This window comes from Xanthomonas citri pv. mangiferaeindicae (assembly GCA_002240395.1).
Classification (GTDB): domain Bacteria; phylum Pseudomonadota; class Gammaproteobacteria; order Xanthomonadales; family Xanthomonadaceae; genus Luteimonas; species Luteimonas citri_A.
In genome coordinates, this window is the sequence record CP016836.1 from 1,523,980 (window position 1) to 1,543,605 (window position 19,626).

A 19,626-nucleotide genomic window follows, 5' to 3' on the forward strand; every position below is an offset into this window, starting at 1 on the left:
TAATGAGCGGTCGAAGTTCGAATTTCCATTCGTGAATCTGATTCGTAGAGTGGATATACCCTCCCGAATTGGAGCGAACACATGTCTTCTCCGCTTTCCTACGCCGGCGCTGGCCTGGCGCTGGCTGCCGTGGTCGCCGGGGCGCTGGTGCCGTTCCAGGCCGGCAGCAATGCGGCGCTGGGGCGCGCGCTCGGCCATCCGCTGTGGGCGACCGTGGCCTCGCTGCTGGTCAGCCTGTTGGTCGTGCTGCCGGTCATCGTGGCCATGCGGGCGCCGTCGCCATCGCTCGGCCAAGCGGGTGCCCTGCCGATTTGGGCCTGGTTCGGCGGTGTCGCCGGCGTGATCTACATCACCTCGGCGCTGATGCTGACCCCGCGCCTAGGGGCGACCAGCTTCATTGTCTGCGTCGTCGCCGGGCAGATGCTCACATCCCTGCTGATCGATCACTTCGGGCTGATGGGCTTGCCGGTGAAAGAAGCGAACCTGGGCCGTATCGGCGGCGTGCTGACGATCCTCGCCGGCATGGTGATGGTGCAGTGGTCGTCCACAGTCCGCTAGCGGCACGCAGGTTGCTCCATCATGAGATGCCTGCTTCGAGCGCATGCCGGCATGGTCGGCGCCGTGCGCCCGATGCCATCATCGCGGCATGTCGCGTGACCCCAAGCCGCCAGCGTCGGCCTATGCAGAAGTGCTGCCGCCGGTGGCCGTGCGCGACCGCGTCAGGCGCGTGTGGCGCTACCAGTCCGGCGCCGCGCCGGCCGCACCGCTGATCCTGCCGGATGGGTGTGTCGACCTGATCTGGGATGGTGCACGGCTGTTCATCGCCGGTCCCGACCAGCAGGCCACGCCTGCCCAACTCGCGCCGGGCGCCACGCTCACCGGCCTGCGCCTGGCGCCAGGCGTGGCGCACCGCTTGCTCGGCACGCCGATGCACGCGCTTGCCGACCAGCGCATCGCCGCCGACGCCGTGATCGGCCCGCGCGCAGGCGCGCTGGAACGTCGCCTGCTCGACGGCGCCGATCCGGCCCGGACCTTGCTCGCGGCAGTGGCTGAGCGCGGGGTGCAGCCTGATCCGCGCATGGCCTGGCTGTTCGCGCAACTGAGCGGGCCGGATGCGCCGCGTCTCCCCGAGCTGGCACGGCAACTGGGCCTCAGCGAGCGGAGCCTGCACCGCCACTGCCTGCAGGGTTTCGGCTATGGCCCCAAGGTACTGGACCGCGTGTTGCGCCTGCAGCGTTGGCTGCGTCTGGCATCAGGTGCGAACACGTTGACGCCGGCGGCGTTCGATGCCGGCTACGCCGATGCCAGTCATCTGTCGCACGACGTGCGGCGCCTGACCGGGCTGACGCCGACGGCCTTGCTGCGCGATCACGGCCATTGAGTCTGCGCGGCCGGCTGTCCGATTCTTGCAAGCCGTCCGGGCCGCAGCGCTCGACAATGTTCGCTCCCCGACTGCCAGGATTCGCCATGACCCGCTCCGACGCGCATCACCGCATCGACTATCTCGAATACGCCGTGGCCTCCATTGAGGCGTCTCGGCGCTTCTACGGCGAGGCCTTCGGCTGGACGTTCCAGGACTATGGCCCGGACTACTGCGAGTTCCGCGATGGCCGCCTGACCGGTGGCTTCTTCCACGGCACCCCGACGCCCGGCGGCGCGCTCGTGGTGCTGGGGTCCGATGACCTCGTTGCCAGCGAGGCCGCGGTGCTGCGGGCGGGCGGGCGAATTGTCCGGGCGGCCTTCGATTTTCCGGGTGGCCGGCGCTTCCATTTCGCCGATCCCGACGGCTACGAGCTCGCGGTCTGGTCGCAGGCGTGAAGCTGCCGCCACGTCGTTGCAACGACGCGGCGGGGGGCCTCCACCGCGCGTGCTGACGCACGCGCCGATCGGGCCGATACCTATCGGTGGCCTGCGCGGCCTGCCGATGGCTGGTCGCGCGTACCGGCGACTGCGCGACGGGCTGCTCAGAGAAACGCGAGGATCATGTGGCCGGCCAGGAACGCCAGGAAGCCGATGAGCACGTAGGCGGCCATGAACGAGAAGATCCAGTCCTGGCGCAGCTGCAGGCGCAGTGTCTCGTCCGGCGGCAGCGTGCCCGCGTCCAGGCGCTTGCGATCGCAGCGCAACAACAGCATCGCCAGCACCAGGCTGACCGCCATCGGCACGTACACCACCACCAACGCGGCGAGGCTGGAGAACGAATTGCGCCCGGCGCTGAAGTGGACGAGGAACGCGTTCAGGGCTTCGTGATGTCCCAAGGGTGCATAGGCAGCGAGCAACGAGGCGATGCCGACCGCGTAGAGCGCGCTATACCCCGCACGCTGCCGACCGGTCGTGCGGACGCGTGGCACGGGCGGGCTCGCGACGCCGATCACCTGCACTGGCGCACCGGGTTGCAGCTCGCCCGCTGCGGTCTTGCGGCTGACGGCCCAGAACCGCCGGTACAGCGCGCGGTGCACGATCGGCAGCCCGACAACACTCAGCAGGCCGGTCAACATCAGGTTGAGCACGGCGTCGGCCGAGACCTTGGCGGTGGTGTAGACGTTGACGGCGTAGACCAGGCCGATCCATGCCAGTAGCAGCGCGGCCACCAGCGCGCCGCACAAAAGGTAGATGCCGAGCTGACGTGCGAGCTTCATGGGCGAGGTCTGGCAATGGCGAAGGTGCCCCGGTGGGCATCGGGATCGTAACGGGCGACGGGGTCACCAGGCACCGGCGGAGCACACGACGGGCGGCAGATCGCCATGGCCGTGCCGTGTGCAGCGATGTGGCGCACAATGCCGTTCTCTACCTGTCGGGCGATGTCTCATGGCGCTGCCGTCCCTGTCTTCCTCGATCCTGCGCAATGTCGGCGATGTTCCATCCGCCGGCGCGACCGTCCTGCGGTGGAATGGCCACGACCTCGCGCGCGCGTCCGACCGCTGCATGTGCGCATCCGGCCACAACGCCACCGGCTGCTGTGCGGGGCTGCGGCCATGACCGGCCTGCCTGGCGGCAAGCGCACGGTCGTGGGCACCTGCCACTGCAAGGCCGTGGCGTTCGAAGTCGATCTGATCGACGGCTTCGAGAACATCCGCCGCTGCAACTGCTCCTTGTGCAGCCGCAAGGGCGCAATCATGGCCGGTGCGACGCTGGACCGGCTGCGCGTGATTCGCGGCGCCGATGTGCTGACGCTGTACCAGTGGAACACGAAGATCGCCAAGCATTGGTTCTGCAGTGTGTGCGGCATCTATACCCATCACCAGCGCCGCAGCGTGCCGACCGAGTACGGCTTCAACCTCGCATGCATCGAGGGGATCGATCTCGACGCGATCGGCGAGATCGGCCGCAGCAACGGCGCGGCGCAGAGCCTCGTGGGTGACACCGCATGATTCGGTCTCTCGGGCTCGCGGTCCTGCTCGCGGCGTGCGCGACCGCCGGCGCGGTCGTCGTGCGCGACGATGTCGACGATGGCCAGTACCGTGTGCCGGACTCCGAGCTCCCCGCGCTGGTCGACATGCCGGGCGAAGGGCATGGCGTGCTGATCGCGCCGAGCTGGGTCGTGACCGCCGCACATACACTGCCCATGCAGGGCGGGCTCGAGTCGGTCGTACTGGGCGGGCGATCGCGCGAGGTCGCCGATGTCGTGGTCCATCCCGGCGACAGGACGCTGCCGCAATCGTTGATCGATCAGGCGATGGCCAGTGGCGAGGCGATGCTGATCGTGGTGGCCTTGGCCGGCTCGGACGACATCGCGCTGATCCGGTTGAAGCAGCCGGTCGAGGACATCGTGCCGGTCGGGCTCTATCGCGGCACCGACGAGGCCGGGCACGTGGTCAAGCTTCTTGGCAAAGGCGCGACCGGGACCGGGGCGACGGGGCACGACCCGGGCGGCCCGAACCGCACCGCACTTCGTCGCGCGTTCAACCGGGTCACCAGCGCGCACGAGCGTTGGCTGTGTTACGTCTTCGACGCACCGCCGGCGGCGATCCCACTGGAAGGGGCGCTCGGCAATGGCGACAGCGGCGGTCCCTTGCTCATCGAGACCGATGGGCAGTGGCGGCTGGCCGGCCTGGGGCCTGGAAGGTCGTGGCAGGCGACGTGAGAACAGCGCGACCCGGGCGCTACGGCCAGACGACCTGCAACGTGCGCCTGAGTCACTATGCTGATTGGATCGAGGACGTGATGTCCGGGCAGGCGTCGGTCCCCTGATCGACCGCGACGCTGCGGCGCGCGGCCGCAGCCCTCAGCGCGTTGGCGCGGGCTCCAGATGCGCCCGGATCCACAGATAGTCGCGGCGCACGGGTGCGGCCAGGACCGATGGATCGCCGTCGTAAAGGTAACTGCCGACTGTGGCGCCAGTGTCGTCGGTGGCCTGCGGGTCGGCGCCGGCTTCCATGAAACGCTTCACCGACGGGATATCGTTGACCAACGCGGCCTGATGCAGTGGGGTGAGGCCCGCGCGGTCGCGAACATCGAGCCTGGCGCCGGCGGCGAGCAGGCGCTCGATGTTGTCGGGCTCCCGGGCGCGCAGCGCCTCGAATAGTGCCGTCTGGCCGTTGCGCGGGTTGGGCACGTCCACGGCGACGCCGTGTTCGAGCAGCAGGCCGATCCAGTCGTCGTCCTTGGACAGCGCGGCTTCGTGCAGTGCGGTGCGGCCCTTGACATCGCCACGGGTGGGGTCGGCGCCGAGCGTGAGCAGCAAGCGCACGGCCTCACGGTCGCCCTGGCGGATCAGCCAGTTGAGCGCGGGCGTGCCGTCCTCGTCGGTGGCGTTGGGGTTGGCGCCTGCCGTGAGCAGTTGCCGCGCGAGCGCAGCGTCGCCGCTGCGAACGGCGGTGATGAACTGGGCCTGGTCGGGATTGGCGAACGTGGGCGCGTCCGGGGTCATCGGCGAGTGTCCTTGGGTGCAACCGGAGGTCGCCAGCAGCAGCGCGGCGAACAGCAGGTGCGGAAGCGGGCGACGATTCATGGTGCGCAGCATGCCGCAAGAGGCGTCAAGCCGCGTGAGATTTCCACCCATAGACCGCGTCGCGCAGTGCTGTGCGGAGGTCGCGCACGCACCGCGTCGCGGCTCACTTGAACGGATTGAGGAAGTCGACCACCTTGCCGGCGCCCTCGGTCACGCCGCGACCGAAGTCGCGCGCGCCGTCAGCGACGGTCTGCGCCACATCACCGGCGGTGTCGCTGACCGTCTGACCCAGGTCGCCAGCGAAGTCCGCCAATGCTTCGAAGCCGTCGCCCAACTGATCGGTGGCCGTGTCGATGGCCTCGCCTACGCCATCGGCGACGTTGCTGATCGTGCTGCCCGCGCTCTCGACGAAGCCGGCCACCGAATCGGCCGGCGTCTGCAGCCCGGTGATGCGACCCAGGTCACGCACGAAGCTGCCCGTTGCCTGGGTGGTGTTCTGAGCGGCATCGCCGACCAGGCGGACGGCGCCGTCGAGCACATCGCCGGCGGTATCGACGCTGGCGTCGGCCAGGTCGCCGAGCAATCCGCCGGTCGCGGCCACGCCCCGGCCCTGGGCGAAGTCGGTGACGAAGTCGCCGACGCCGGTCCTCAGTGCGGACGCCGTGCCGGCCAGGTCGCCGCCGAGGTCGACGACCTCGCGGATGCCGGAGGCGAGATTGTTGAACTGCAGGTCGCCGACGGCCTCGACACCGGCCACGAGGGTATCGGTACCGAAGGCGGTGGCCGCGCCGGCCACATCGCCCAGGGCATCGCTGCCGGGCCCGAGCACGGCGCCTGCGCCGTTGAGCAGACTGCCCACGATCCAGCTCTCCGGGGTCGCGCCCGGGCCGTTGCGCAGCACCTCGCCGACCGTGCCCAGGCCGGTCGCGAGACCGGCGCCGAGTGCGTCGATACCGGCATCGACCCGCCCGCCGAGGGTATCGCCGGTGCTGGGACCGAGCGCGGGATCGGTGGGCGTGCCGTGTTCGAACGCCTCGACATAGACCGCGTTCGGACCGCCGCCGCCATGCAGGTCGCCAAAGCCCGTGCCAGGTGGCGGGTCGATGCGCAGCGCATGGCCCACCGCCTCGGGCGGCGAGCCGACCACTGGCAGTGCCGGGAGATCCTCCTGCGCGGCCGTCAGCTGGTCGCCGTTGACGGCGTAGCGGCGGACCTGGCCGGTCTCGGCAACGCTGTCGCGGATGGCATTGGGGTTGAAGCCCAGGCTTTCGAGGGTCTCGTTGCTGAGGCCCGAACTATTGAAAGTGACCGCCGATGCGCCGGTGGCGAGCGACGCGGCCGAGGCCAGGCCGCCGCCGAGCGAATGCCCGGTCAGCGCGACGTTGCCGTCGCCGAAGACGCGCTCGGCATGCTTGGCCAGTTCGATCGCGCTGCTGTACTGGGACGACGCCATGCCCAGGCCCTGCTGGCCGTTGTTCACCCAGTCCATGTACTCGCTCGGCTTGCCGCCGAGCTCCGAGCCGCGATAGGCGACGACGTAGCCGCCGTCTTCGTGTTGGTAGATCTCGGCGTGGAAGCCGGTGCGATCGTCGTTGAGCAAGGTCGGATCGAGCGGGATGCGGTTGCCATGCGCGTCGATCATGCTCATGCCGTCGGCGCCGGGCCGCAGCGGGGTCCAGCCGGCCTCGGCGAGGGCGGCGGCGTACTCGGGGCTCTCGGGCGCGTAGGCGCCATTGGCCATCATCGCGAACAACGGGTCGCGGGCGTCCGGTGCGGTGCCCTGGATGCTGTCGCTCAGGCGGTGATCGCCGGCCCGGATGTTGTCGGCGACCGGTGCGCGTGGCGGCGGGGGGGCCTGTTGCGGCAGCGCGTGGATCCGACCGGAATCAGCAAGAGCGATGGCGGGGGCCATGGGACATCCATCCGCAGGGTTGATGGCATGACAGTAGTCGCCGCGCAGGCGGCGGACCACTCGGGCAGACCCTAGTGGAACGGCCGGGGCGGAACTTACCCCGATGCCTGGGGCGCGGACCGCACACGCCGTCCGCGACCAGGCATGACGCGCTCCGGCGCTACAACAACGTGCCGCCGAGGATCGCGGCGGCGATGCTGAAATAGATCACCAGGCCGCTGACGTCGACCAGCGTGGCGACGAACGGCGCCGAGGCGCTGGCCGGGTCGAAGCCCAGGCGCTGCAGAATGAAGGGCAGCATCGCGCCGGCCAGCGAGCCGAAGGTGACGATGCCCAGCAATGCGGCGCCGATGGTCAACGCGATCAGCATCCAGTGTGGGCCGTAGTCGTAGAAGCCGGCCAACTGCCAGATCGTGATGCGCGCGATGCCGAGCAGGCCGAGGATCGCGCCGAGGGTCATGCCGGTGGGTAGCTCGCGCAGCGCGACGCGCCACCAGTCGCGCAGACGGATCTCCTGCAGGGCGAGGCTGCGGATCAACAGCGACGTGGCCTGGCCGCCGGAGTTGCCGCCCGAACTCATGATCAACGGGATGAACAGCGTCAGCACCAGCGCCTTCGACAGCGCGTCTTCGTAGTGCTGCATCGCGCTGGCGGTGAGCATCTCGCCGAGGAACAGCACGCTCAGCCAGCCGGCGCGCTTGCGGATCATCGCGGGCAGGCCGATCTGCATGTACGGCCGGTCCAGCGCCTCGACGCCGCCGAAGCGATGCACGTCCTCGTTGGATTCGGCAATCAGCGCATCAAGTACGTCGTCGACGGTGACGATGCCCACGAGCTGCCGCTGTGGGTCGAGGACCGGGATTGCGAGCAGGTCATGGCGGCGGATCAGCCGGGCGACTTCCTCCTGGTCGGTGATGGGTGTCACGAACACCGGCGGGTTGGTCTGCGCGGCGTCGAGAATCGGTGCGTCGGGATCGGCGGTGATCAGCCGGCGCAGCGTCACCACCTGCTGCAGCGCGCGGGTCTGTGGGTCGAGCACGTAGATGGCGTAGATCGTTTCGCGCTCGCGTTCCACCTCGCGGACATGCTGCAGTACGTCGCCGACGCGCTGGTCGGCGGTGACGCTGACGAACTCGGTCGTCATCAGGCTGCCGGCGCTGCCGGGCGGGTAGTGCATGAGGTCTCGCAGCGCCTGCTGGGTGGCTGGCGGCAGCGCGGCGATGAGGCGTTCGCGGTCGTTTGCGTCCAACGCCAGCAGCAGGTCGGCGGCGCGGTCGTCGGCCATGGCGTCGAGCAAGCTGCTGGCCTGCGCAGGCGGCAGCCGTTGCAGGATCTGCGCAGCGTGGATCAGCTCGGGCTGCTCGAGCAGGCGCACGCCGCGTGCGGGGGGCGCTTGCGCGACCAGGCGCGCGGCCTCGACGACGTCCAGTTGGTTGAGATGCTCGACGGCATCGGCGGTGTTGAACGCCGCCAGCGGACCGGTGGCGGTGGGGTGTTGCTTGAACATGGGCTGCCTCGCAGTGCCGCAACAGCGGCGCGGGCAGCCGGTCCTTGCGGACGTCAGGCCGTCGTTGCCGTGGGCGGCGTCAAAGATCGACTGGGACTGTCGCTGGACATCGGCGTGTTTTCGCGAATGGGCGACGCGGTTGCGTCGCGGTGCGCGCAGTCTGGTCGCGCGCTGCGCGGGGGTCAACACATCCAGGCCCGCCGGTCGGACGCGGTTGTGGATGTCGCTGGCGGTACGCAGCGGCGCGCAGGGTATGCTCGGCCGCAGCCACCTTCCGGACGCCACGATGCCCTCCGCCGAGCCGCCGTCTTCCGGCCCCGCGCGTCGCCGCGCGCTGCGGGCGTATGCCGCCATCACCGCGATCGTCGGCGCCCTGTTGCTGCTGTTCGCATGGACCGCCGGTTGGTTGAGTCCCGGACGGCTGACGCCTGCGCGCATGACCGATGCGATCGAGGCGACCTCGACCACACCGTTCCCCGGTTTCCGACGCGCGCATGCGAAGGGCGTGTGCGTGGCCGGCCACTTCGAGGGCCTTCCGGCAGGCGCGGCGTTGAGCCGGGCCGCCGTGTTCGCCAGCCCGCGTACGCCGGTGCTCGGCCGGCTGTCGATCGGCGGCGGCTCGCCCTACGGGCTGGACGCGCAGGCGCGTGTGCGCAGCATGGCGCTAGTGCTCGCCAGCCCGGACGGCAGCCAGTGGCGCATGGCGATGAACAGTTTTCCGTTCTTCGGTGCGGCGTCGATCGAGACCTTCTTCGAGCAGACCCGCGCGTCGGCGCCGGATCCGGCGACCGGCAAGCCTGATCCTGCGCGCATGGCGGCGTTCGCCGCGCGCCATCCCGAGGCACAGCGCTTCGCCGCCTGGGCCAAGGCGGCGCCGTGGTCGGACAGCTTCGCCAACACGCAGTACAACGGTATCCATGCCTACCATTTCGTCGACGCCGCAGGCATGTCGCGGCTGGTGCGCTGGTCGATGCGACCGCAGGCGCCGTTTGTGGAGATGGATGCGGCGCAGCGCGAGGCTGCCGAGCGCGATTATCTGCAGGACGAACTGCGCGCGCGGCTGGCGCGCGGTCCGCTGCGTTGGGACATGGTCGTCACCCTCGCCGGTCCCGACGACGATGCTCGCGACCCGAGCACGCCGTGGCCGGAGGCGCGCGAGCAGGTGGTGGTCGGCACGCTGGTGCTGACCCAGGCGCAGGACCAGGCGACCGGTCCGTGCCGCGATCTCAACTTCGATCCAACCCTCGTACCGTCCGGCGTGGCGTTGTCCGACGACCCGATCCTGGCCGCGCGTGCATCGGTGTACGCGCAGTCCTTCGATCGCCGCGAGCGCGAGATCGCGCACGGTGACGATGTCGATGGCGTGCCGCCGCAGGAGACCGCGCGATGAGCCCGGCCCGCTCAGCATGATGCGTTCGCCCGCCTGCTGCACTGGAGCATGGCGGTGCTGATCCTGGCGATGCTGTTCATTGGTGTGACGATGGTCGCCTCGATGACCCTGCGCCCGTCGCTGCTCGCGCTGCACCGGCCGATCGGTGCGTCGCTGCTGGTGCTTGCGGTCGTGCGCCTGGCGCATCGCCTGATGCGCCGCACGCCGGCCCTGCCGTCGGACCTGCCACGTTGGCAGCGTGCCGCCGCGCACGCCTCTCATGTCGCCCTGTACGCGCTGATGTTGGCGATGCCGCTGATTGGCTGGGCGATGGTGTCGGCCGCCGGCAATCCGGTGGTGTTGTGGGGCGATGTGCGATTGCCGGCGATCGCGCCGCACGACCCCGCGCTCTACAGCGTGTTGCGCGCCGCACATGCCTGGCTCGCCCGCGCGCTGCTGGCGGTGATCGCGTTGCATCTGGCCGCCGCGCTCCGGCATGCGTGGGTGCGCCGGGACGGGGTGTTCCGGTCGATGGCGCCGTGGCCGCTTGAGCGCCGCGTGCGGCCTCGGTGAACGCGCCGGTCATCGCGGTACATCTGGCCTCGCTTCATCGACAATACGCGGATCGACCTCACGGAGCCTGGGCATGTTCGGACGTTTCAAGCGCAAGCCGCAGCCGGCGATGGTCACGGTCAGCCTCAATGCGCGGCTGGCGCCGGCCGATCGCGCGGCGCTCGAGGATGCGTTCGGGGATCTGTGCCGGCATCGCGAGATTGATGCCGAAGTCGTGGGCGGCGGCACGCTGCTGGCCGAGAGCGGAGAGGTCAAGGCCTGCGACATCGAGATCCAACTGGCCGATGCTTCGCAGACCCAGCTCGACTTCGTCCGCGAAGCCTTCACCGCGATGCTCGCGCCGATCGGCTCGCGTCTGCATGTGCCCGATCGCGACGCGCCGATCGTGTTCGGGGCGCATCAGGGCCTGGCGCTGTACCTCAATGGCACCGATCTGCCGCAAGCGGTGTACGACACCTGCGACATCCATCACGTCGTCGAAGAATGCGAGCGCCTGCTGGGCGAACGCGGCATGGTCAACAGCCATTGGCAGGGGCCGAGCGAGACGGCGTTGTACATGTACGGCGCCGACTTCGAGCAGATGCATGCGGCGATTCGCCCGTTCCTCGACGCCTATCCGCTGTGCCGCGAATGCCGGGTGGAACGGATCGCCTGACCGGCGCTGTCGAGCGCCGACGGGCCTGCTAGCATCGCCCGGCCGTCGCCATCGGGGCGACGCACGACACGAGGGGATCGCGATGCGCAATGGGGGAATCGGCGCTGCACTGGCGCTGGGGATGATGGCGGTTTCGGCAACGGCGGGCGCCAATGAGGGGCAACGGCGTGAGGTGCCCTCGCAAGACGGCGCGTTCACCGGTGAGATCGTCGGCACGCCGGCCGAAGGCAGCAAGTTCGCACAGCTGCAGATCGGCATGAGCATGCAGGATGTCCAGGAGCTCATGGACCGCGCGCCGGATCGGTTCCATACCTACGAATCGGGCAAGCGCTGGATTCCGTTCTACTTCGGCAACGACGCGACGCGCCTGCAGGCGCTGTTCCGCGGCGAGGGCTGCCTGATCTTCACCGGCGGCAATGTCTGGGGTGGCGGCGGCAGCGAGTTGATCGAGATCGAAGTCGATCCCTCGGGCGATTGCTACCAGCCCTGAGTACGACGATGCCTCGGGCGGCTCGGTGTCCTCGCCTTGCAGGCAGACGCTGGGCCGTCCGATGGACCGGGTCAGGCAGCGTGGCGGACGTCGGGATAGACCGATTCGACGGGTGCAGGCGCAGGTGGTTCGGCGACGGGCGGCGGCACGGCAACGGCCGGTGGCGGCACATGCGTGCCCTCCATGACCATGGCCAGCACCTCGAACGCGGAATAGGGCAGGACGTTCATAGCGGCTCCGGGTAGCAGCGAATGTCTGGCATCCGCCGGTGGGTGTGGGACCAAGGTAGAACTGCCCTGGGCGCCCGGCATTGATGCAGATCAACCGTCGGTGCGCAGATGGCCGCACGGGTTCACGTGTCGATCCGCATCGTGTTTCCTGACATGCAGACATGCGGACGCCCCGACAGGCGGGGCGTCCGGGTCCTACCGATTGCGGGAAGGTCAGTTGAACTTGAACTTCGCGCCGACCGTGAAGTAGCGGCCGATCGCGCCGCTGAAGTCCATCGGGTTGTAGTTGATGGCGCCGTAGGTCAGCGGGTCGAGCGGTGCGACGCGGTCGGTCAGGTTGGCGACCGAGCCGAACACTTCCCAGTGCTCGGTCGGCATCCAGCGCGCCGACAGGTCGATCGTGTAGAACGAGGCCAGCTTGCAGCCGCCGGGGGCATCATCGCCATTGGCGAAGCTGTTCGCGCAGCCGCTGCCTTCATACGAGAAGTTGCTGATGCTGTCGCGCCAGTTCACGACGCTGCTGATCGCGAACTGGTCCATCTCCCAGGTGGCGCCGAAGTTGGCCTTGTTCTTCGGGGTGCCGATGCAGTTGGTCACATCGCAGTTGCCGTGGGTGCCGGCGAACTCGTACACCGTGCCATCGACGTCGACACGTTCGAACTTGCTGATGTGGGTGAGCTGCAGATCCAGACGCAGGCGGCCCGCATCGCCCAGCTCGATCCGCTGTTCGAGATCGACGTCGAAGCCTTCGACGGTGGTCGACGAGGCGTTCTCGTAGCCCACCAGCACCGCGAGGATCGAGCCGCTGCCCGGCGTGCCCGGGATGTCGTTGGTGCCGCGGATCACGTTGGCACCACCGGCGGCGATCGCCGCGTCGGCACTGCCGCCGAAGATCTCGTCGGTGCGCTTGATGCGGAATGCGTCGAGTGCGAGCGAGCCGCCGGTCCAGGGCGAGAGCACCAGGCCGAGCGTGGTGCTCTTGGATTCCTCGGGCCGCAGGTCCGGGTTGGGCGAGGTGATCAGCGCGATCGAACCGGCATCGCAGTCCTGCGGTTCGTGACCGGGTGCGGCGCAGCGGACCGGGTCGACCGCGGTGCTGAAGGCCGCCAGGCCGCCAGTGCCGGCCTCGGCCGGGTTCGGGGCGCGGAAGCCCTCGGCATAGGTGCCGCGCAGCGCGATCCAGTCGGCGGGCGACCACTTCACGCCGACCTTGGGCGTGGTCGAGGTCTCGCCGCCGTCATACTTGTCCACGCGCAGCGCGCCGGTCAGTTCCAGGGTCTCGTGCACGGGTGCCTGCAACTCGACGTAGGCGCTGGTGACCTTCTCCACGCCGCCATAGGCCGAATAGCCCAGGCCGATGATGTCGCCGATGTCGGTGTAGGTCTGCGGCGTCAGCAGCACCGACTGGCGGCGGTACTCGGCGCCGACCGCCAGGCCCAGCGGACCGCCGGCCAGATCGGCCAGCGAACGCGTGGCCTTGGCGTCGATGATGTCCAGGCGCGTGCGGCCGCTGGCGCGGATGCGCGGCGAAATGTAGTCGTACAGTGCCTGGGTGTTGCTGCCGGCGTCATCGCCGATGCGCCACCAGCCGACCGGGCTGTTGGGATCCTCGAGCACGGTCTTGACGTGGCTGTAGCGCAAAAAGCCGGTGCGCTCGTTGGTCAGGTCGGTGCCCGAGTGCAGGTAGCCGACGTCGTAGTCCCAGGCCCCGGCGGTGCCCTTGAAGCCGAGCAGCAGGCGCATGAAACGGCTGTCGTTGTAGGTGGTGCGCGGGCCGACGTCGAACGCGGCGTAGCGCAGGCGGTTGGCGGTGCCCGGATACGGGTTGTCGGGATGGTCGGGGCCGAGCACGACCGCGCCGGGGCCCGGATCGGAGGCGTTGACCGGGCCGCCCGGATAGCCCCAGGCGCCAGACGCACTCGACGGCGTGTTCTGGAACACCGTCTGCTTGTTGGCAATGCCCAGTTCCATGTACAGCTCGCTGCTGTCGCCGACCGCGAACGCGGCGCGCGAGAAGAAGTTCACGTACTTCTCTTCGGGCGACAGGTCGCGGAAGCGGGCGACGTCCCACAGGCAGCCGCCAGCCGGATCCTGCGGAGTCACGTCCGACAGGCCGGCGCAGCCGGGCAGCGACTCGAAGCGGCCGGTGATCGGGTTCTGGATGGCGCCGCTCGGGCTGGCACCGGCGCCGGTGCCGCCACCGGTGATGCGGCCAGGCAGGTTGCCACCGATGCCATAGCCCCAGCGGCGGGTGTCGCCGGTTCCGATCCAGTCGCGGTCGCGACGGTCGTAGAGTCGGATGGCGTCGGTTTTGGCGGCCTCGATGCTGAAGAACGCGTTGTAGCCGTCCTCGGTGAGGCTGCCGGTGCCCGCGGTCAGCGAGGCCTTGGGCTGGTCGCCGCCGCCATCGCCCGACCAGCCGTAGGACACCGTCGCCACCGCGCCGGTGAAGTCGGTGCGCAGGATCACGTTGACGACGCCGGCGATTGCATCGGAGCCATAGACCGACGAGGCGCCGTCCTTCAGCACTTCGATGCGCTCGACCGCGTCGAGCGGGATCGTGCTCAGATCGGTGAACACCTTCTGGCCGTCGTCGGCCAGGCCGAATGGCGCCATGCGGCGGCCATTGAGCAGCACCAGCGTCGAACCGGCGCCCAGGCCGCGCAGCGAGATCGCCGCGCCGCCACCGGCAAAGCCGTTGCCGAAGCTCTTTGGCACCGAGCCTGCGCCATCGATCGCCAGGCTTTGCAGGTACTCGCCGACCGTGGTCTTGCCGGTGCGGTCGATCTGCTCGCGCGAGATCACCTGCACCGGCGAGGCGGTCTCGGTATCGGTGCGCGGGATGTTGGAGCCGGTCACGGTAATGCGGTCGAGCGTGGTGGTGCTCTGCTGGGCTGCGGCCTGCAGCGGCAGCGCGATGGCCGCCAACGCAAGAGGGATCGAAATGGCGAGCGCATGGCGGCGTGGCGCGCGGCGGGTGAGCGGAGTCATGGCAACGGGCGTCCTGTATGCAAGGGGCAAAAGGGGGAAAGTCGCCGGCCCGCGGCGCTGCCGGGTCGGTCAGCGCAGTTAAGATCTCGTTAATGTGAAGAATTCGTGAGGTTAGCGAATTCAGGTTCTGATGTTTCTGAGCCGTTCAACGCCGGTTTAGCGAGTCAACACCGTCCCGCTGGACGCAGGTGCAGCCGAGCGAGGGCTCGCGCGAGGTCCGGGCGGCTTGATTCCGCCGCGAGCAGACCAATATCGGCGCTCTCGCAACACGCCACACGGACCGTCATGACCGCCACCACCGAGACCCGCAAGTTCGAAGCCGAAGTCGCCCAGGTGCTGCATCTGGTGACCCACTCGCTGTACTCGCACAAGGAGATCTTCCTGCGCGAGCTGATCTCCAACGCCTCCGACGCCTGCGACAAGCTGCGCTTCGAGTCGATCGCCAATCCCGAGCTGCTGGCCGGGACCGGCGAACTGCATATCGACGTGAGCTGGGACAAGGCCGCGCGCACGGTGACGATCCGCGACAACGGCATCGGTATGACTCGCGACGATGTGGTCGCCAACATCGGCACCATCGCCAGCTCCGGCACACGGCGGTTCCTGGAGGCGATGAGCGGCGAGCAGAAGGCCGATGCCCGCTTGATCGGCCAGTTCGGTGTGGGCTTCTATTCGGCCTTCGTCGTCGCCGATCGGGTCACCGTGCTCACTCGCCACGCCGGCGCTGCGCCCGAGGCCGGTGTGAAGTGGGAGAGCGACGGGCGCGGCGAGTACGCGCTCGAAGACGTCACGCTGCCCGAGCGCGGCACCACGGTGGTCCTGCATCTGAAGGCGGACGAGGACGAATTCCTCGACGGCTGGAAGCTGCGTGCGCTGGTGCGCAAGTATTCCGACCACGTCGCGTTCCCGATCCGCATGCCCAAGGACGTGCCGACGTCGGCCGACGACGCAGCGGACGAGAACGCGGCCAAGGCCGACGCCGCGCCGGAATGGGAAACCGCCAACGACGCCTCGGCGTTGTGGACCAAGCCCAAGTCCGAGATTTCCGACGCCGACTACCAGAACTTCTACAAGGCGCTCGGCCACGACTTCAACGACGCGGCCGCGTGGACCCACAACCGCGTCGAGGGCAGCCAGAGCTTCACCACGCTGCTGTACCTGCCTTCGCAGCCGCCGTTCGATCTGATGATGGGCGGCCGCGACGAGCGCAAGGGCCTGAAGCTCTACATCAAGCGCGTGTTCGTCATGGACGCGGCCGAGGAACTGCTGCCCAACTACCTGCGCTTCGTGCGCGGTGTCGTCGATGCCGATGACCTGCCGCTCAATGTCAGCCGCGAGCTGCTGCAGCACAACCGCCAGCTCGAGCGCATCAAGGGTGCGTGCGTGAAGCGCGTGCTCGACCTGATCGAGAAGCTCGCACGCGACGATGCCGACAAGTTCGCCGCGTTCTACAAGGCCTTCGGCAACACGCTCAAGGAAGGCATCGTCGAGGACCCTGCCAATCGCGAGCGCATCGCCAAGCTGCTGCGCTTCGCCTCGACCCAGGGCGAGGGCGCTGCGCAGACCGTGTCGCTGGACGACTACGTCGGCCGCATGGCCGTGGGCCAGGACACGATCTGGTACATCACCGCCGACGGCTACGCCGCCGCGGCCGGCAGCCCGCAACTCGAGGCCTTCCGCGCGAAGGACATCGAGGTGCTGCTGATGTTCGACCGCATTGACGAGTGGATGCTCGGCCACCTGCACGAGTACGCCGGCAAGTCGCTGAAGAACGTCGCCAAGGGCGAACTGCCGCTCGACGCTGCCGACAAGGCCAAGCAGGAGGAAGCGGCGAAGGCGGCGGCACCCTTGATCGAGCGGCTTAAGGGCCTGCTCGGTGACCGCGTCGGCGACGTGCGCGTCTCTGCGCGCCTCACCGACTCGCCCTCGTGCCTGGCGCTGGCCGACTACGAGATGGCCCCGCACTTGGCGCGCTTGCTGCGCGAGGCCGGCCAGGCGATCCCCGACAGCAAGCCGACGCTGGAGATCAATCCGCAGCACGCGTTGCTGCAGCGGATCGAAACCGAGGCCGACGAGGCGAAGGCGACCGACCTGGCCACGCTGCTGCTCGAACAGGCCGAGATCGCCGCCGGCGCCCCGCTGCCCGACCCGGCTGCCTTCGTGCAGCGCCTCAACCGCGTCCTGCTGGGCTGAGTGCCGTGTGCCTCCCCCGCGTCACCGGGGAGGTGCCCTTTGCTCGAGCGTGTCTTACACGGTTACGCCCGTGCTGCCGACTTCATGTCACCGGCGCGGCGACCCTAAGCCCTCCCTGCATGCGGGGAGGGTTGGGTGGGGCGGGAGCAGGTCGAGGTGTGCATGCGGAAAGCGCCTGCGCAAAAGCCCGTGCCCCCACCCGGCGCCGGTGGCGCCGACCTCCCCCGCGGGCGCGGGAGGTACGCTGCGTGCGTGCGTGCGTGCGTGCGTGCGTGCGTGCGTCGTGCGCGGTTGCGCGTGCGGTGCTGACTTCATGTCGCTGGCGCGGCGACCCTGAGCCCTCCCCCGCAAGCGGGGGAGGGCTGGGTGGGGGCCGAGCAGGTTGCGGAAGGGATCCGGAAGGGACTGCGTAGACGTCCTTTCCCACCCGGCGCCCATGGCGCCGACCTCCCCGCGAGCGGGGGAAGTGTGCCGCGCTCAAGCGGGTCGTCCACGGCTATGCACGCGTACGCTGCAGACGCATATCACCGGCGCAGTGACCTTAAGCCCTCCCCGCAATGCCGGGGATGGGTGGGTTGGGGGGGGCACCGGTGTCGGTCAGCGCTGCGAGACCTGTGTGTCGAGGGACTCGCGTTGCGGGAGCGACTGCGGCCAGCCGCCGGCGAGCGCGCGGTAGAGCGCGACGGCGCCGGTCGCGGTGCGGGTACGGCCCGCGGCGAAGGCGTCTTCTGCCTGCAACTGCGTGCGCTCGGCGTCGAGGACGTCGAGCAGCCCGGTCGCGCCCGCTTCGAAGCGCATGCGGGCCAGCCGTGCAGCGCGGGCGCTGTCGCGGGCGGCGCGGGCGAGCTCGACATCCTCGTCGTGGGCACGATCGAAGCGTGCGAGCGCGTTGCCTGTGTCTTCGAGTGCGCGCAGCACCGTCTGCTGGTAGCGCGCCAGTTCCAGTTCGGCGTCGGCATCGGCCGCAGCGATGCGGGCGCGCACGCGGCCGATGTCGAGGAACGACCAGTCGATGCCGAGGGCGACCAGCCGGGTCTCGCTGTCGCGCTTGAACAGCGCGTCGACATCGCCAGCCTGGCTGCCGATCAGGCCACCCAGGGTGAGCCGCGGGAACAGGTCGGCGGTCGCCACCCCCACGCGCGCGGTCGCGGCGTGCAGCCGGTGTTCGGCGGCTGAGACATCCGGGCGCAACCGCAGCACGTCGGCCGGCGTGCCGGGATCGATCGCGCGCGGCACGGCAGGCAGATCGCGCGCGGCGCTGAGGGCATCGCGCAGCGTGTCGGGCGTGCGGCCGGTCAGGACCGCGATGCGATGGATCGCGACCGCGATCTCGGCCTCCAGCGCCGGAATCCGCGATGCGGTCGAGGCCGCCTGCGCGGAGGCGCGCGCGCTGTCGAAGTCGCTGTCCTGGCCGGCGTTGCGGCGGGCCTCGACCAGCGCCAGCGTGTGCTGCTGGTTGCCGGCGTTCTCGGTCGCCACGCGCAACCGCTCCTGCAGCCCGCGCAGGTCCAGGTAGGCGGTCGCGACCTCGCCGACGATCGCGACCTGCAAGGCGCGCAGGTCGTCGGCGCTCGCGGCGGCTTCGGCGCGGCCGGCCTCGACGCCGCGCCGCACGCGGCCGAACAGGTCGAGCTCCCAGCTCGCGCCGATGCCGGCCTCGAAGGCGTCGCTGTCGCGTGCGTCACGCGGCGCGCCCGGTGCCTGGTCGGCGCTGGCGCGGCTGCTGGTCGCACGGCCGCTGGCGTCGATCGTCGGCAACTGGTCGAAACGCGCGCCGCGCAACAAGGCGTTGGCACGATCGAAGCGGGCGAGTGCGATGCGCAGATCGTGGTTGGCCGTCAGCGCGTCGTCGACCAGTGCGGTGAGCTGCGGGTCGCCGAAGGCCTGCCAGAAGGCACCATCGGCCGGTGCGGAGACGGGCAACGCCGCCGCCGCATCAGTCGCGGACGCCTGCTCGCCGAACGTGTCGGGCACTGCCATCGTCGGACGCACGTGGTCCGGGCCGACGGCGCAGGCGGCGAGCAGCGCTGCGGCCAAGGTGGTGATGAGTGGGCGCGTCACCATGGCAGTGCCTGGTCGAAGTAGAAGTAGCCGCCGGTCGGGCCGTCATCGTCGATCAGCGCGAGCCGCACACTGGTGCGCGCGCCGTCGACGACCTCGAGCTCGCCGTTCTGCTCATCGCCGGCCTTGTTCATGTCGGTGCGCACGTAGCCGGGATGGATCGTATTGACCTTGATGCCGGCGTCCTTGAGCACGTGCGCCAAGTGCACGGTCCACACGTTCACCGCGGTCTTGGACACGTTGTAGGCCGGTATGCCCTTCATGTCGTAGATGAAGGAGGCCGGGTCCTGGTGCTGGCTGATCGAGCCGAGCAGGCTCGACACGTTGACGATCCGCCCCGCCTTGGACTTGTGCAGCAGCGGCAGCAGCGCCTGCGTGGTCGCGATCAGGCCGAACACGTTGGTCTCGAACGTCGTGCGCCAGGTGTCGAGCGATTGGCCGGTGGTGCCCTTCGTCGGATCGTCGGCGACGATGCCGGCGTTGTTGACCAGGATGTCGAGACGGCCGTGGCGCGCCTCGATGGTCTTTGCGGCCTCGGCGATGCTGGCCGCCTCGGTGACGTCGAGCGCGATCGCCTCGACCGGCAGCCCTTCGGCCTGCAGCTTGAGCGCGGCCTCGACCGCGCGGTCGCGGTTACGGCCCGCCAGCAGCGTGTGCACGCCGGCGGCGCTGAGCTGGCGCACGGTCTCCAGGCCGATGCCACGGGTGGCGCCGGTGACCAGTGCGATACGGGAATCGGAAACGGACATGAGCA

Annotated in this window: 16 protein-coding genes and 1 pseudogene; 10 read left to right on the plus strand and 7 right to left on the minus strand. The window is 69.4% G+C overall.

Annotation, left to right across the window (positions count from 1 at the left end; translation table 11 throughout):
* Positions 1 to 81 precede the first annotated feature (81 nt).
* The 3 genes from BEN78_06580 (at position 82) to BEN78_06590 (ending at position 1,818) form a co-directional block, all read left to right on the plus strand.
* On the plus strand, positions 82 to 558 hold the full coding sequence (locus tag BEN78_06580) for a hypothetical protein (GenBank protein ID ASR43097.1): 477 nt from the start codon (positions 82 to 84) through the stop codon (positions 556 to 558).
* Positions 559 to 601: 43 nt separating this feature from the next.
* The gene (locus tag BEN78_06585; GenBank protein ASR43098.1) at positions 602 to 1,381 is read left to right on the plus strand and encodes a hypothetical protein; all 780 of its coding nucleotides are present in this window, start codon (positions 602 to 604) and stop codon (positions 1,379 to 1,381) included.
* A gap of 86 nt (positions 1,382 to 1,467) precedes the next feature.
* Positions 1,468 to 1,818, plus strand: a complete 351-nt coding sequence (locus tag BEN78_06590; protein ID ASR43099.1) for a glyoxalase — start codon at positions 1,468 to 1,470, stop codon at positions 1,816 to 1,818.
* 146 nt (positions 1,819 to 1,964) lie between these two features.
* Here BEN78_06590 and BEN78_06595 read toward each other — a convergent pair whose 3' ends face one another.
* Positions 1,965 to 2,639, minus strand: a complete 675-nt coding sequence (locus BEN78_06595) for a hypothetical protein (protein ASR43100.1) — start codon at positions 2,637 to 2,639, stop codon at positions 1,965 to 1,967.
* A gap of 336 nt (positions 2,640 to 2,975) precedes the next feature.
* On the opposite strand from BEN78_06595, the gene BEN78_06600 reads away from it, so the two are divergent.
* A complete protein-coding gene (locus BEN78_06600; GenBank protein ASR43101.1) occupies positions 2,976 to 3,371 on the plus strand; it encodes an aldehyde-activating protein in 396 nt (131 codons plus the stop codon).
* Positions 3,368 to 4,191, plus strand: a pseudogene (locus BEN78_06605) (trypsin). Before BEN78_06600 ends, BEN78_06605 begins: the two are co-directional and overlap by 4 nt.
* 34 nt (positions 4,192 to 4,225) lie before the next feature.
* On the opposite strand, the gene BEN78_06610 reads toward BEN78_06605, so the two are convergent.
* The 3 genes from BEN78_06610 to BEN78_06620 form a co-directional block, all read right to left on the minus strand.
* Entirely contained in the window at positions 4,226 to 4,963 is a 738-nt protein-coding gene (locus BEN78_06610; GenBank protein ASR43102.1) for a hypothetical protein, read from the minus strand.
* 91 nt (positions 4,964 to 5,054) lie between these two features.
* Positions 5,055 to 6,803: a hypothetical protein gene (locus BEN78_06615; protein ID ASR43103.1), complete on the minus strand. Its 1,749-nt coding sequence runs from the start codon at positions 6,801 to 6,803 to the stop codon at positions 5,055 to 5,057.
* Positions 6,804 to 6,963: 160 nt separating this feature from the next.
* Positions 6,964 to 8,310 (minus strand): magnesium transporter, encoded by a 1,347-nt coding sequence (locus BEN78_06620; GenBank protein ID ASR43104.1) that lies wholly within the window; start codon positions 8,308 to 8,310, stop codon positions 6,964 to 6,966.
* A gap of 334 nt (positions 8,311 to 8,644) precedes the next feature.
* Here BEN78_06620 and BEN78_06625 point away from each other — a divergent pair, with 334 nt between their 5' ends.
* From BEN78_06625 to BEN78_06640, 4 genes are all read left to right on the plus strand, one after another.
* Positions 8,645 to 9,700: a catalase gene (locus BEN78_06625; GenBank protein ASR44964.1), complete on the plus strand. Its 1,056-nt coding sequence runs from the start codon at positions 8,645 to 8,647 to the stop codon at positions 9,698 to 9,700.
* A gap of 48 nt (positions 9,701 to 9,748) precedes the next feature.
* Entirely contained in the window at positions 9,749 to 10,252 is a 504-nt protein-coding gene (locus BEN78_06630) for a cytochrome B (protein ASR43105.1), read from the plus strand.
* A 73-nt stretch (positions 10,253 to 10,325) separates the two neighbouring features.
* The gene (locus tag BEN78_06635; protein ASR43106.1) at positions 10,326 to 10,907 is read left to right on the plus strand and encodes a hypothetical protein; all 582 of its coding nucleotides are present in this window, start codon (positions 10,326 to 10,328) and stop codon (positions 10,905 to 10,907) included.
* Between the two features lie 82 nt (positions 10,908 to 10,989).
* Positions 10,990 to 11,397 (plus strand): hypothetical protein, encoded by a 408-nt coding sequence (locus BEN78_06640; GenBank protein ASR43107.1) that lies wholly within the window; start codon positions 10,990 to 10,992, stop codon positions 11,395 to 11,397.
* Between the two features lie 443 nt (positions 11,398 to 11,840).
* On the opposite strand, the gene BEN78_06645 is transcribed toward BEN78_06640, so the two are convergent.
* The gene (locus BEN78_06645) at positions 11,841 to 14,618 is read right to left on the minus strand and encodes a TonB-dependent receptor (protein ID ASR43108.1); all 2,778 of its coding nucleotides are present in this window, start codon (positions 14,616 to 14,618) and stop codon (positions 11,841 to 11,843) included.
* Between the two features lie 285 nt (positions 14,619 to 14,903).
* On the opposite strand from BEN78_06645, the gene BEN78_06650 reads away from it, so the two are divergent.
* Positions 14,904 to 16,811 (plus strand): molecular chaperone HtpG, encoded by a 1,908-nt coding sequence (locus tag BEN78_06650; GenBank protein ID ASR43109.1) that lies wholly within the window; start codon positions 14,904 to 14,906, stop codon positions 16,809 to 16,811.
* A gap of 597 nt (positions 16,812 to 17,408) precedes the next feature.
* Here the strand turns inward: BEN78_06650 and BEN78_06655 are convergent.
* Both BEN78_06655 and BEN78_06660 read right to left on the minus strand, forming a co-directional pair.
* Positions 17,409 to 18,875 (minus strand): RND transporter, encoded by a 1,467-nt coding sequence (locus tag BEN78_06655; protein ASR43110.1) that lies wholly within the window; start codon positions 18,873 to 18,875, stop codon positions 17,409 to 17,411.
* On the minus strand, positions 18,869 to 19,621 hold the full coding sequence (locus BEN78_06660) for a short-chain dehydrogenase (protein ID ASR43111.1): 753 nt from the start codon (positions 19,619 to 19,621) through the stop codon (positions 18,869 to 18,871). Before BEN78_06660 ends, BEN78_06655 begins: the two co-directional genes overlap by 7 nt.
* Positions 19,622 to 19,626: the final 5 nt, after the last annotated feature.